This is a genomic window from Streptomyces aculeolatus (assembly GCF_020400605.1).
Classification (GTDB): domain Bacteria; phylum Actinomycetota; class Actinomycetes; order Streptomycetales; family Streptomycetaceae; genus Streptomyces; species Streptomyces aculeolatus.
Map to the genome: position 1 here is coordinate 149,539 of NZ_JAINRD010000013.1, position 12,664 is coordinate 162,202.

At 75.8% G+C, this 12,664-nt stretch carries 13 protein-coding genes; 7 read left to right on the top strand and 6 right to left on the bottom strand.

Going from position 1 to position 12,664, the window contains the following annotated elements; genetic code table 11:
• Positions 1-51 precede the first annotated feature (51 nt).
• Together LG396_RS21955 and LG396_RS21960 are read left to right on the top strand one after the other, a co-directional pair.
• Positions 52-807 (top strand): ABC transporter permease, encoded by a 756-nt coding sequence (locus tag LG396_RS21955; protein ID WP_018840307.1) that lies wholly within the window; start codon positions 52-54, stop codon positions 805-807.
• A complete protein-coding gene (locus LG396_RS21960; RefSeq protein WP_225796074.1) occupies positions 804-2,852 on the top strand; it encodes a TOMM precursor leader peptide-binding protein in 2,049 nt (682 codons plus the stop codon). Before LG396_RS21955 ends, LG396_RS21960 begins: the two co-directional genes overlap by 4 nt.
• A gap of 96 nt (positions 2,853-2,948) precedes the next feature.
• Here LG396_RS21960 and LG396_RS21965 read toward each other — a convergent pair whose 3' ends face one another.
• On the bottom strand, positions 2,949-3,122 hold the full coding sequence (locus LG396_RS21965; RefSeq protein ID WP_018840305.1) for a thiazolylpeptide-type bacteriocin: 174 nt from the start codon (positions 3,120-3,122) through the stop codon (positions 2,949-2,951).
• A gap of 212 nt (positions 3,123-3,334) precedes the next feature.
• Between LG396_RS21965 and LG396_RS21970 the strand changes: the two genes are divergently transcribed.
• Together LG396_RS21970 and LG396_RS21975 are read left to right on the top strand one after the other, a co-directional pair.
• Positions 3,335-4,651, top strand: coding sequence for an amidohydrolase (locus LG396_RS21970; RefSeq protein WP_225796075.1), 1,317 nt, complete (start codon positions 3,335-3,337; stop codon positions 4,649-4,651).
• Complete coding sequence (locus LG396_RS21975; protein ID WP_037743923.1) at positions 4,648-4,884, top strand: hypothetical protein; 237 nt, start codon at positions 4,648-4,650, stop codon at positions 4,882-4,884. Before LG396_RS21970 ends, LG396_RS21975 begins: the two co-directional genes overlap by 4 nt.
• 31 nt (positions 4,885-4,915) lie before the next feature.
• Here LG396_RS21975 and LG396_RS21980 read toward each other — a convergent pair whose 3' ends face one another.
• The 3 genes from LG396_RS21980 to LG396_RS21990 all read right to left on the bottom strand — a co-directional run bounded on the left by LG396_RS21980 (position 4,916) and on the right by LG396_RS21990 (position 8,979).
• The gene (locus LG396_RS21980) at positions 4,916-5,839 is read right to left on the bottom strand and encodes a helix-turn-helix transcriptional regulator (RefSeq protein WP_225796076.1); all 924 of its coding nucleotides are present in this window, start codon (positions 5,837-5,839) and stop codon (positions 4,916-4,918) included.
• A 375-nt stretch (positions 5,840-6,214) separates the two neighbouring features.
• Positions 6,215-8,296, bottom strand: a complete 2,082-nt coding sequence (locus tag LG396_RS21985; RefSeq protein WP_225796077.1) for a HelD family protein — start codon at positions 8,294-8,296, stop codon at positions 6,215-6,217.
• A gap of 32 nt (positions 8,297-8,328) precedes the next feature.
• Positions 8,329-8,979, bottom strand: coding sequence for a TetR/AcrR family transcriptional regulator (locus tag LG396_RS21990; protein ID WP_225796078.1), 651 nt, complete (start codon positions 8,977-8,979; stop codon positions 8,329-8,331).
• Between the two features lie 85 nt (positions 8,980-9,064).
• Here LG396_RS21990 and LG396_RS21995 point away from each other — a divergent pair, with 85 nt between their 5' ends.
• Positions 9,065-9,844 carry a class I SAM-dependent methyltransferase gene (locus LG396_RS21995; protein WP_225796079.1) on the top strand — a complete coding sequence of 260 codons (780 nt, stop codon included), beginning with the start codon at positions 9,065-9,067 and terminating at the stop codon, positions 9,842-9,844.
• 64 nt (positions 9,845-9,908) lie between these two features.
• Here the strand turns inward: LG396_RS21995 and LG396_RS22000 are convergent, their stop codons facing one another.
• The gene (locus tag LG396_RS22000; protein WP_145901357.1) at positions 9,909-10,430 is read right to left on the bottom strand and encodes a GNAT family N-acetyltransferase; all 522 of its coding nucleotides are present in this window, start codon (positions 10,428-10,430) and stop codon (positions 9,909-9,911) included.
• Positions 10,431-10,649: 219 nt separating this feature from the next.
• Positions 10,650-11,270 carry a TetR/AcrR family transcriptional regulator gene (locus LG396_RS22005; RefSeq protein ID WP_225796080.1) on the bottom strand — a complete coding sequence of 207 codons (621 nt, stop codon included), beginning with the start codon at positions 11,268-11,270 and terminating at the stop codon, positions 10,650-10,652.
• A 122-nt stretch (positions 11,271-11,392) separates the two neighbouring features.
• Here LG396_RS22005 and LG396_RS22010 point away from each other — a divergent pair, with 122 nt between their 5' ends.
• Complete coding sequence (locus LG396_RS22010; protein WP_225796118.1) at positions 11,393-12,154, top strand: class I SAM-dependent methyltransferase; 762 nt, start codon at positions 11,393-11,395, stop codon at positions 12,152-12,154.
• Positions 12,155-12,163: 9 nt separating this feature from the next.
• Positions 12,164-12,661, top strand: a complete 498-nt coding sequence (locus tag LG396_RS22015; protein WP_037743940.1) for a GNAT family N-acetyltransferase — start codon at positions 12,164-12,166, stop codon at positions 12,659-12,661.
• Positions 12,662-12,664: the final 3 nt, after the last annotated feature.

The following is a 12,664-nucleotide window of genomic DNA, read 5'->3' on the forward strand; positions in this document are numbered from 1 at the left end:
GCCGCCCCGTTTCGCCCACCGCCGCCCACCGAGCTTTCGGAGAGACATGCGATGAGTGCCTATTCCGCGCTGGCGGAGGCCGGCTACCGGGCGTACACCCGGGACAAGACCACGCTCTTCTTCACCTTCGCCTTCCCGCTCCTCTTCCTCGTCGTCTTCGGGCTGATCTTCCACGGCCAGGACGTGGAGGAGAGCGGCCGGCCGTACATCGCGTACATCGCGCCCGGGGTGCTGTCCTGGGGCGTGGGCAACGCCGCCGTCTTCGGCGTCGGCTTCGTGCTGATGCAGTGGCGCCGGGACGACATCCTGCGGGTGATCCGGATGACGCCGACGCCGCTGGCCTCGGTGCTCGGCTCGCGCTACGTGCTGGCCGTGGGCATCGGCCTGGTGCAGGCGGTGCTGTTCGTGGCGGTGGCGCTGCTGCCGGTGATGGGCCTCGAACTGGCCGCGGGCTGGCCGCTGGCGATACCGGTGCTGGTGCTGGGGATCACGGCGTTCCTGGCGCTGGGCGCGATCGTCGGCTCCTACGCCCGTACGCCGGAGGCCGTCGCGGCCGTCGCCAACTTCCTGATGGTGCCGATGGCGTTCCTGTCCGGCTCGTTCTACCCGCTGGACGCCATGCCGTCGTGGATGCAGGCGATGAGCTGGGTGCTGCCGCTGCGCCACCTCAACGACGGGGTGTCGGCGGCGCTCACCGACGCGGGCGGCGGCGCGGACATCGCGGTGGCGTGCGGCGGGCTGGTGGCGTTCGCGGTGGTCTTCGGGGCGGTCGCGTTCCGGGTCTTCCGCTGGAGCGACCGCACATGACGGCGCCGGCGGCGGAGCCGCAGCAGACCGTACGGGACGGCGCGCGGGCGCCGTTCGAGGCGGCCCGGGCCTGGCTGGCGGAGGCGCTGCGGAGCCGCTGGGCGCCGGCCGCGGACCCGGGCGGCGGCGCGGACCCGGGCGGTGGCGTCGGTCCGGCCGGCGGCACGGGGGTCCGTGAATCCGTCCTCGAATCCCCCGTCCCCGAACCGCCCGTCGTCGTCACCCTCGGGGCCGCCGACACCCTGCACCCCGGCCGCGACCCGTGGCCCGACGAGCGCCCCGGCGCCACCGTGCACCTCACCTCGCGCGCGGTGCTCGTCGGCCCCTGGGGCGCCACACCGCGGCCGGCCGCAGGCGGACCGCCCGCACCGCGGCCCGCCTGCGGCCGGTGCCTCGCGATGCGGTGGCAGCGGCTGCGCACCCGCTCGGAACGGGAGGCGCTGGAGGGCCGGTTCGCGCCCGGGGGCGGCGCCGCGTGGCCGGTGCTGACCGACCACGTCGCCGACGCCGTGTGGGCCGTGTGCCGCGCGGTCGCCGGCCGGCGCGCGCCCGACGGGCTCGCCCGCGTCACCCGCGTCGACCTCGGCACCCTCGCGCTGGCCACCTTCCCGCTGCTCCCCGAGCCGCTCTGCCCCGTGTGCGTGACGCCCGCCGACGACGCGCCCGAGCACGGCCGGATGTACCTCGCGCCCACGCCGAAGCCGGCCCCCGGCGTCTACCGCGTCACCCCGCTCACCGCGCTCGACCTGCCCGAGGCGGCCCTCGCCAACCCGGTCTGCGGCGCCCTCGGCTCCACCACCCACCTCAACCCCGCGTCCACCACCACCGCGCCGATCTCCGGGAGCGCCTTCGTCCGCGGCTACGCGGGCCTCAACGACGTCACGTTCTCCGGGCAGGCCGACGCGTACGCCACCAGCCGCACCCTCGCCTACCTGGAGGGCCTGGAGCGCTACGCCGGCACCCACGCCCGCCGCGGCCTGCGGCCCGTCACGGCCTCCCTGGACGAACTCGCCGCCGAGTGGGGCGAGGACGCGGTCGTCGACCCCCGGCGCACCGGCGTGTACGCGCCGGAGACGTACCGCGACGACCCCATGGTCGACCCCTTCGACCCGGCCCGCCCCATCCCCTGGATCTGGGGCCACCGGCTGCGCGACGACAGCCCCGTGCTCGTACCGGCGCGGCTGGTGCACTACAGCGCCGGGCTGCCGTCCGACAACTTCGTCTTCGAGTGCTCCAACGGCTGCGCCACCGGCGGCTCCCTCGCCGAGGCCGCGCTGTACGGGCTGCTGGAGCTGATCGAGCGCGACGCCTTCCTCCTCGCCTGGTACGCGCGCGCCCCGTTCACCCGCGTCGACCCCCGCTCGACCGGCGACCCGCGGGTGCGCGGCATGCTCGACCGCGCGGCACTCCTCGGCTACGAGGTACGGGCCTTCGACACCCGCAGCGACCTCGGCGTCCCCGTGGTCACCGCGGTGGCCGTACGGGAGGACGGCGGCCCCGGGCTGCTGTCCTTCGGCGCCGCCGCGGGCCCGGACCCGGCGGGCGCGCTGACGGGTGCGCTCAGCGAAGTGCTGACGTACATCCCGCACCTGCCGTACCAGGTGGCCGAGCGGCGCTCCGAACTGGAGGCGATGGCCGAGGACTTCGGGCGCGTACGGCAGCTGAAGGACCACGCCCAGCTCTACGGGCTGCCGCGGATGGCCGCGCACGCCGGGGACTTCCTGACCGGCGACCCCGCGCTGCCGCTGGCCGACGCCTTCGCCGACTGGGCGCTGGTCCGCCCGGCGACCCTGGACCTCCGGGACGACCTGCGGCTGCTCGTCGACGCGCTGGCGGCGCGGGGGCACGACGCCGTGGCCGTCGACCAGACGACGCCCGAGCAGCGGGCGGTGGGCCTGCGGACGGTGGCGACGCTGGCGCCGGGGCTGCTGCCGCTGGACTTCGGCTGGGACCGGCAGCGGGCGCTGCGGATGCCGCGGCTGCTGGCGGCTGCGGGGGGCCGGGGCGGGGCCGGGCTGCGTCGGGTGCCGCATCCGTTCCCGTAGCGGCGGACGGCGGGGCCGCGGCACACCGCAGCCCTCACGGGAGGAGCGGATCCGTCCCGTGAGGGCTGCTCTGGGCGCGGCGTCACCGACGAGGTGTCAGGCGCTGCACGAGGTGGTGCTGGTGGTGCTGGAGCAGGTCGAGGTGGAGGAGCAGGAGGTCGAACCGGCGAGGACGACCTCGGCCTGGTCCGAGTAGTCCGAGATCTCGAAGGTCTCCGACTCCAGCTCCAGGATCTCGTCGGCGAGGGTGGAGAGCGCCTTGTCAGCCATGGGAACTCCTTCTTCCGTGTCCGGAGGCCGGCCCGCCGCCCGTGGGGAACCGGCGGATCCGATCGTTGTCCCGGCCATTCAACCGACGGCCGCTGCCACCCCCGCCCGCGTTTCACTGTCACTTCGCTGACACCCGGCGACAGGGGGCTGAGTACCGCATTGATCACGGCGTCGGGCAGGGTGGAGCCGCCCGGATGAGGAGCGTGGCGCGCATGGCCGTACCCGCGGACGTCCTGCGGTCCGCCGTCGAGTGCTGTCTCGACGTGCATCTCCACCCCGAGCCGTCCGGCGCCGAGGAGCGCACCGCCGGTGTACTCGCCGGCCTGCTCGCCGCCGACGGCTACGCCGTCACCCGCGGCGTCGGCGGCCACGGCGTCGTCGGCCTGCTGCGCCGCGGCGAGGGCCCGACCGTACTGCTGCGGGCCGAACTCGACGCGCTGCCGGTGCCGGAGGAGACCGGGCTGCGCTACGCCAGCACCGTCCCCGGCGTCTCGCACGCCTGCGGCCACGACGTGCACCTCGCCGCGCTCGCCGGCACCGCCCGGCTGCTCGCGCGCGACACCGCGGGCTGGCGCGGCACGGTGGCCGTCGTCGGGCAGCCCGCCGAGGAGACGCTCGACGGCGCACTGGCGATGCTGCGCGACGGGCTCTACGACCTCACGGGGCCGCCCGACGCGGTCCTCGCCCAGCACACCGCGCCGCTGCCCGCCGGCGCCGTCGCCCACACCGACGGCGCCCCGCTGCTCGCCGGCACGGTCGCGGTCGACGCGGTGCTGCACGGCAGCGGCGGGCACGCCGGGGCGCCGCACCTGACGGTGGACCCGGTGGTGTCCGCGGCGGCGGCGGTGCTGCGCCTCCAGGCGCTGGTCGCCCGCGAACGGGCGCCCGCGGAGCAGGCCGTGCTGACCGTGGGCCGGCTGGTGGCGGGCACGGAGGCGAACGTCATCCCGGACCGCGCGGAACTGGGCATCAGCCTGCGGGCGTTCGACGAGGGCACCCTCGACCGGCTGCTGGCCGGCGTCCGCCGGGTGCTGGCCGGCGAGGCGGAGGCGGCGGGGGCGCCGCGGGCGCCGGAGGTGGCGGTACGGGCCCGCTCGCGGACCCTGCTGCCCGACGCGGGGCTGACGGCGGAGCTGCGGGCGGCCCACGCCGCGGCGCTCTCCCCGGACCGGGTGCTGCCCTGGCAACCGGCCACCGCGGCGGAGGACTTCGCCTGGTACGGCCCCGCGGGCACGGACGTGCACGGGGCCCCCGGCGTCCGGCTCGGCTACTGGATGCTGGGCACCGTCCCGGCGTCGGCCCGCCGCGAAGCGGCGCGCACGGGGCGCCCGGTGCCGGGGAACCACTCGCCGCGGTTCGCGCCGGAGATGCGGTCGTCGCTGGAGACGGGCATCACGGCGCTGACGGCGGCGGCACGGCGGGCGCTGGAGGCGCCGGGACCGGCGGGGCCGACAGGACCGGCGGGAGCGCCGGAGGCGCCGGGGGCGCGAACACCCGACGCCGGCGGTCTGGACGAGGCGGGCCGGTGAACGGCGGCGGGTCGGTCGAAGTGGCGTTCGTACGCCAGGACTTCGACGCCCCGCCGGCCGAGACGACGGCGGTACGCCTGCTGTGGCTGCTGCGGGCCCATCTGCCGCACGGGCTGCGGGTGGAGTCGGAGCGGATCAGGATGCGGCTGGCGGTGCCGGAGACCGGGGCGACGACGGTGGCGGGCGACGTGCTGACGCACCGGGCGTGCGTGGGCTGGTCGATGGAGAGCTGACCCGCCCGCCCCGCTCACGGACCGCCCGCGGTCACACCCACCCGCGCTCGCGGGCGAGCAGAGCGGCCTGCGCCCGCGTGGAGGCGCCGAGCACCCGCAGCACGTCGGCGATGTGCCTGCGGTACGTACGGACGGAGACGCCCAGATCCCGGGCCCCCGTCTCGTCCTTGCCCACCTCGCACATCATCCGCAGCACGCGCCGCTCCGCCTCCGACAGCTCGGGCGCCGGCTCCGCGGCCTCGCGCAGCTCGACGGAGACGTCCTCGGCCTGCTCCCACACCTTCTCGAAGAGCCCGGACAGCGTGCTGACCAGCCCCCGCCCCCGTACCATCAGCGCGCCCTCGTCGACGTTCTTCGGGTCCTTGGGCATGAGGGCCACCCGCCCGTCGTACACGGAGAGCTGGTCCGAGATCTCCTCGACCACCCGCACCTCGCCGCCCCGGGCCAGCAACTCCCGGACGTACTCGGTGACCCGCGGATGGCGCAGCGTGTCCGCGGGCAGCACCAGCCGCCGCCGAACCCCCCGCTTCAGCGCCCGCCACTCCACCGCGCGCCGCTTCAGCACCTCGTCGGTGATCAGGTGGAAGCCGGGCTCGACCGAGACGATCTCCTCCCGGGCGAAGAAGACCAACTCCTCCACCCGGTTGATGAGGTCCTCCCGCCTGTCGATCTCCTCCACCCCGTGCTCCCCGCCGTACGCGCCCGCCCGGCCGCCGCCCGCGGGGGCCGCGCTCTCCGCGCGCAGCGTCGTCAGCACGTGGCGGCTCTGGGTGAGCCGCTGGATCTCCTGGTACATCTCGCGCAGCCGCATCTCGGTGAGCCGCGCCACGACCTGCTCCGGATCGACGGGAAGGAACCACCCCGGCCGATCCCCGGGTCTGAGCAGCCGCAGCCGGACCAGGCGGGTCATGGCCTGTTCCATTTCGTGCAGGGCGATGCCGAGCTTCACGTGCACGCCCGCGGAAGGTGAATCGGGGTGCCGGAGGAAATGCCGGTAAAGGTGCTCCTCCGCGGGGGAGACCCCGAAAACGCCCATTTCATTGGTGTGCACGGCGAGCCTCCTGCTTTGAGCGGTGTGCCACGAGGGGCCGTGGTCGTCGGCCCCATGCTTCCGCGCCGTCGCCACGGCAGGGTGAACTTCTGCGTAACGACAATGTGGCACGCGGAAGTGCGCTCCGGCATGCATACCCGAGGCGGACCGTGCAATGCGAGTGGCGGGCGTGACCGGAGTGCATCATCTCCGAATTCCCGGGTGAGGAATTCACCGGATGCGGAATAGCGGAACAACGGAATCCGCGGGCGGGTCCGGTGGCGGTGCCGAAAACGCCCGCTACGGGGAGAGGCCCGGGGGGAGCGGGGCCGTGTGCACGATGTGGAGGCGGGAGACCGCGCGGGTGAGGGCCACGTAGAGGCGGTTCATGCCGCGGGGTTCTGCGTCCGCGATGGCCGCGGGCTCGACCAGCACCACGTGGTCGTACTCCAGCCCCTTGGCCGTCGAGGCCGGCACGGCCGTGAGGCGGGCCCCGGGGGCGTCGGCCGTACCGGACACCGGGAGCCCGGCCGCGCGGAGCGCGCCGCGGAGCCCGTCCGCCTCGCGGTCGGCGGCGATGACGCCGACGGAACCCGCCTGCTCCAGCGCCGACTTCACGGCCGCGACGGCAGCCGTGGTCGCGTCGTCGGCCGCCTCGACCACGGCCTCCCCGTCGCGGCGCAGGGACCGCGCCGGCGGCACGTCCGCGTCGAGGTGGGCGAGGAGGCGGTCGGCGAGCGCGGCGACGGCGCCCGGGATGCGGAAGCCGGCGGTGAGCGCGGTGACATGGGCGTCCGGCTTGCCCAGGTGGGTGAGGAACGCGGGCCAGTCGCGGGCCGCCCACGGGGTGGTGCCCTGGGCGAGGTCGCCGAGGACGGTGACCGAGCCGAAGGGGGAGCGGCGGGCGATGGCACGGCACTGCATGGGGGAGAGGTCCTGCGCCTCGTCGACCACCACGTGCCCGTAGCCGGCGGGGCGTTCGATCAGCCCGGCCAGCTCGTCGAGGAGGACGAGGTCGGCCGCCGACCAGCGGGCCGACCCGGCCGAGCGCGGCGCCCGGGGCCACAGCAGGGCCCGCTGCTCCGGCCCGTCGAGCACGCCGTCGGCCGCGGCGGCCAGGGTGTCCGGGTCCGCGAGCAGGCCGGCGAGGACCTCCTCGGGCCGCACGGCCGGCCAGGCGGCGTCCACCAGGGCGGTGACCGGCCGCGCCCGGGACGTCTTCCGCACCCAGCCCTGGGTGCGGACCTCGCCGCGGCGCTCGGCGCGCTGCCGCACGGCTTCCACGACGCGGGCGCGGACGCGTTCGCGGCCCACGCCGTAGAGGGGTTCCTCGGCGCGTACGCCGCGGACGATCTCCGCCAGCTCGTCGGCGGGCACCTGCCGGCGGTACGCGCCGTCCGGCAGCACCAGCGGCTCCCGCACCTCCGTCGCCACGTGCGCGTAGAGCGCGCGGCGCAGCACCTCCGCCATGCGGGGGTCGTGCTTGACGAGCGCCGCGGCGGCTCCGTCCCGCGCCGTGACCGGGTGGCGGGCGATCTCGTCGTCGAGGGTGGACTGCCGCACGCCGGTCTCGCCGAGTGCGGGCAGGACCGCCGAAATGTAGGAGAGGAAGGCGCGGTTGGGGCCGAGGATCAGCATGCCGCCGCGCCGGACGCGCTGCGGGTAGGTGTAGAGGAGGTAGGCGGCGCGGTGCAGCCCGACCGCCGTCTTGCCCGTGCCGGGTGCGCCCTGGACGCAGAGGGACGCGGTGAGGCCGGCGCGTACGAGGTCGTCCTGCTCGGGCTGGATGGTGGCGGCGATGTCGCGCATCGGCCCGACGCGGGGACGTTCGATCTCGCCAGCGACGATGCTGCTCGCGCGCGTCTCGCCCGCGCCGAGGTGCTCGTCCTCCAGGCCGGTGAGGTCGCCGGAGTCGCCGCGGGATGCGGGTGCCCAGCCGAAGCGGCGGCGGACGGCGACGCCTTGCGGGTCGTGGGCGCCGGCCTGGTAGAAGGCGCGCGCCACGGGCGCTCGCCAGTCGACCACCAGCGGCGGAACGGCCGGGTCGCGGGCGATGCGCAGGCGGCCGATGTGGTACGTCTGCCCGGCGTGGTCCCCGGCGGCCGCGGCCGTCCCGCCGGCGCCGGCGGCCCCCGGGCGCGCGAAGTCGAGGCGCCCGAAGAACAGCGGGCCCTCGGGCAGCTCCCGGAACTCCTTGGCCCGGCTGCGCAGTCGGTAGCCGAGCACTTCGGCGTCGGCGCCGGACGCGGAGGCGTCCTCGCTCGCGACCACCTGCTCCTGCGCGCCGTCGACCATGGCGTTCAGGGCCGCCCGGCAGGTGTCGTGGTAGGCGCGTTCCCGGGTCAGGGCAGCGCGGAGGAGCGCGGAGTCGGTGCGTGGCATGCCTCCACGATAATGCAACCGAGTTAAATTTTTTACCGGGTTTCGATTCGGGCCCGGGCCAGGTCCGGCAGACCGGCCTTGAGCTGCGCGAACGCCGACCGGGCGGTCGCCACCGCCTCGGGGTGGAGCCCGTCCGCGTCGCGTCCGGCGGTGATCCGGCGCCAGTTCTCCTGCGCCAGGACGCGCTGGACGGCGACGATCTGCCCGGCCGCCAGCCGCGCCCGTACGCCGCCGCCGGTCTCCTCGCCGACGGCGTCGGCGAGAGCGGCCTCGTCCCGTTCCATGAACGTGTGCAGGCGCGCCACCAGCGACGGCGTCCCGTACAGCAGCCGGTGGAAGGCGAGCACGCCGGTCTCGTCGTTCAGGCCGGTCACGGGGTCGCGCCGGTCGAGCCCGGCCAGGAAGTGGTGCAGCAGGGCGTCCAGCGGCGAGTGCCCGGCCGGCCGGCCCGCGACCACCCGGGCGGCCTCCCCCGCGTGGTCGGCGAGCTGGTGCAGGACCAGGTCCTCCTTGGCGGGGAAGTACCGGAAGAGCGTCGGCTTGGAGATGTCGACGGCGGCCGCGATGTCGGCGACGGTCACCTGCTCGTAGCCCTTCTCCAGGAAGAGCCGGACGGCCGTGTCCGACAGCCGCTCGTACATCTGCTGCTTCTTGCGTTCGCGCAGCCCGCCCGTGTCGCCCATGCCGGGAAGCGTACGCAGTCGGGCGCCGGGTGCCGCGGCGCTTATCCGCTCGCCCCCGGCCCCCTCCCTTTGCGACGATCACCCGATGACCTCCGACCCCGCCCCCGACCCCGTCTTCGACCGGCTCCTCGACGAGGCCGCCGCGGCCCCCACCGACGGCTGGGACTTCTCCTGGTTCGACGGCCGCGCCACCGAGGCGCGGCCCTCCTGGGGATACCAGCGGGCCATGGGCGCGCGCATGGCCCGCGCGAGCGCCTCGCTGGACATCCAGACCGGCGGGGGCGAGGTGCTCGCCGGGGTGCCGGTGCGGCCGGCGCTCTCCGTGGCCACCGAGGCGTGGCCGCCGAACGTCGCCAGGGCCACAACCCTGCTGCACCCCCTCGGCACGGTCGTCGTCGCCGCTCCCGAGGAGCCGCCGCTGCCGTTCGCGGACGGCGCGTTCGACCTGGTCGTCAGCCGGCACCCGGTGCGGCCGTACTTCGACGAGATCGCCCGCGTCCTGCGGCCCGGCGGGACGTACTTCGCCCAGCACGTCGGTCCCGCCAGCGTCTTCGAGCTGGTCGAGTACTTCCTCGGGCCGCTGCCCGCGGAGGCGCGGCACAGCCGCGACCCGGGGCGCGAGCGCGCGGCGGCGGAGGCGGCCGGGCTGGAGGTCGCGGAGGTGCGGACGGAGCGGCTGCGGATGGAGTTCCACGACGTGGGCGCGGTGGCGTACTTCCTGCGCAAGGTGATCTGGATGGTGCCGGGCTTCACGGTGGACGCGTACCGGCCGCGGCTGCGCGAGCTGCACGAACTGATCCGGGATCAGGGCCCGTTCGTCGCGCACAGCGCGCGGACGCTCTTCGAGGCGACCAAGCCCGCCTGAGCGCGGGCGGTGCGGTGGGGCCGGTACGGGGCGCGCGGGGTGCGCGCGCCCCGTACCGACGGGGTCAGATACCGAACGCCGCCGGCCAGCGGATCATGCCGCCGGGCAGCGGGTGGGCCTCGTCGAGCGCGAGGGCCATCACCGCCTCGTCCGGCGCCTCGACGCTGAGCCGGATGCCGTACGCGGACGCCCGCGTGAAGCCGAACCGCGGGTAGTACTCCGGGTGTCCGACCAGGACGACGTACCGCTCGCCCCGCGCCGCGGCGGCCGCGAGCGCCGCCCGTACGACCGCGGAGCCCACCCCGCCGCGCTGCAGCTCCGGCCGTACGGAGACGGGGCCGAGGCAGAGCGCGGGGGTGTCGCCGATGCCGCCGCGGGTGAGCAGGACGTGCCCGAGGACCGCGGCGCCGTCGGCCGCGGACTCCGCGACGACGAGGGACAGGCCCTCGATCCACGCGGTCTCGTCGGCACGCAGCTTGTCGACGATGTCGGCCTCGTGCTCCCGGCCGAAGGCGGCGAGGGTGATCTCGCGGATGACGGGGATGTCGGCGCGCGTCTCGGCGCGCGTGATCCAGGTGTTGCCCATGATGGATGAAAATCCGTTTCGGTGGTCGTGTTCGTGTGGACGCCCCGCGGGCTCACGCTCCCGGCGCGGGCGGAGACGGGGGAGAGGTCAGGCCACGGCCCGGGACGTGAGGGAGACCCGGACGCTGCGCACGGTGGCCTTGGGCGCGGTCATCAACCTCACCTCCCCTATCTCTCTTCCGCGGGAATCTCTCCCGTACGAAACACGGCGAGCGCCACTCTACACGGGGGAGCCGCCACCCTCGCCGGGGGGCAGGGCAGGGGCGACGACACCGGCGACGACCTTCCGCACCTCGTCGGGCGCGGGCGGGGCGGCCTCGCGGTCGGCGAAGAGGAGGTGGCCGGCGCCGACGAGGGTGGGGGCGAGGGTGGCGACGTCGGCGTCGGGGCCGAGCCGGCCGCGGTCGCGTTCTGCGGCGAGGTACGCGGCGAGCATGTCCGCGGCGTCGGCCAGCAGCGGCACGCCGGTCGGCCGGGTGCGGCGCAGGCGGGCGCGCAGGCCGTCGCGGGAGACGACGAGCCCGACGACGGCGACGGCGATGGACTCGAAGAGTTCTGTCAGTGCGTCGGCGAGGTTGCCGACGACGGTGCCGCGGCCGGTGTCGGCGGCGGCGAGGAGGGCGGCGGACTGGCCTTCGAGGCGGGCGACGCGGTCGAGGACGAGGGCGGCGAGGAAGTCGTCGAAGTCGGCGAAGTGCCGGTGCAGGACGCCCTTGGCGCAGCCGGCCTCGTCGGTGACGGCGCGGCTGGTCAGCGCGTTGGGCCCGGCGCGCAACAGGACGCGCTCGGCGGCGGCGAAGAGCTGGCGGCGGGGGTCGCGGAGGGCGACGCCTGTGGGCATGGTGGCGGTCCTTCGGCGGCGGGTGGCCAGAGTGGGCGGATGCCCACTATGGTGGGCGGATGCCCACTCTAGCCTCGGACGGCGAGGACCGCGGCGCGCCCGAGCCGCACCGGGCCCGCGCCATGGCGGAGTCGTTCGGCGCGGACCCCGCCCGCTACGACCGCACGCGCCCCCGCTACCCGGCCCGGTTCCTCGCCCGTATCGCCGGAGACGGCGGCGGCGCCGTCCTCGACGTCGGCACGGGCACCGGCATCGTCGCCCGCCAACTCGTCGCGGGCGGCTGCCGGGTGCTCGGCCTCGACGTCGACGCCCGCATGGCCGCGTACGCGCGGGAGGGCGGACTGGACGTCGAGGTCGCCCCGTTCGAGGAGTGGGACCCCGCGGGCCGCCGCTTCGACACCGTCGTCGCGGGCCAGACCTGGCACTGGATCGACCCGGTCGCGGGCGCCGCCAAGGCCGCCGGGGTGCTGCGCCCCGGGGGCAGGTTCGCCGCGTTCTGGAACGTCTCCCGGCCCGCCCCCGACGTGGCCGAGGCCCTCGGCGCCGCCTTCCGCGACGCCCTGCCGGGCGCGCCCCTCAACCCCTGGAGCCGCACGGCCCTCGACGGCTACTCGGCGATCGTCGACAGGACGGCGGACGGCATCCGGGCGGCGGGCGCCTTCGGCGAACCGGAGGAGTGGCGGCACGGGTGGGAATGCACGTACACCCGCGACGAGTGGCTGGACCAACTCCCCACGGGCGGCGGAATGGCCCTCCTGACCCCGGCCCAGCGGACCGCCCTGCTCGACGCCACGGCGGCGGCGGTCGACGGCCTCGGCGGGCGGTTTCCGATGGGGTACACGGCCCTGGCGGTGACCGCGGTGGTGCCGCCGGGGCGGAGTTAGCCTGGCGGGGTGATCGAAACCGAACGGCTCCTGCTGCGACCGCTGACGATGGACGATGTCGACGCCTTCGTGGCGCTGCACGCCGACGAGCGGGTGAACAGGTTCGTGGGCGCGTACTCGCGCGAGCAGGCGCGCGAGCGGCTGGCCGCGGTCGAGCGGCAGTGGGCGGAACGCGGCCACGGGCTGTGCGCCGTCGAGCTGAAGGACGGCGGCGGGTTCATCGGCCGGGTGGGGCTGAACTACTGGGCGGAGCTGGACGAGGTCGAACTCGGCTGGACCCTGGCGGCGGAGTCCTGGGGCCGCGGCTACGCGACCGAGGCGGCCCGCGCGTGCCTGGAGTGGGGGTTCGCGACGCTGGCCGAGGAGTACTTCATCGCGCTGATCCGCCCGGCGAACACGGCGTCGGCCCGGGTGGCGGAGCGCCTGGGGTTCGCGCCGCGGCGGGAGGAGACGTTCATGGGCAACAGGGTGACGGTCTACGCCGTGGACGCCCCGCCCCCGGCCTGACCG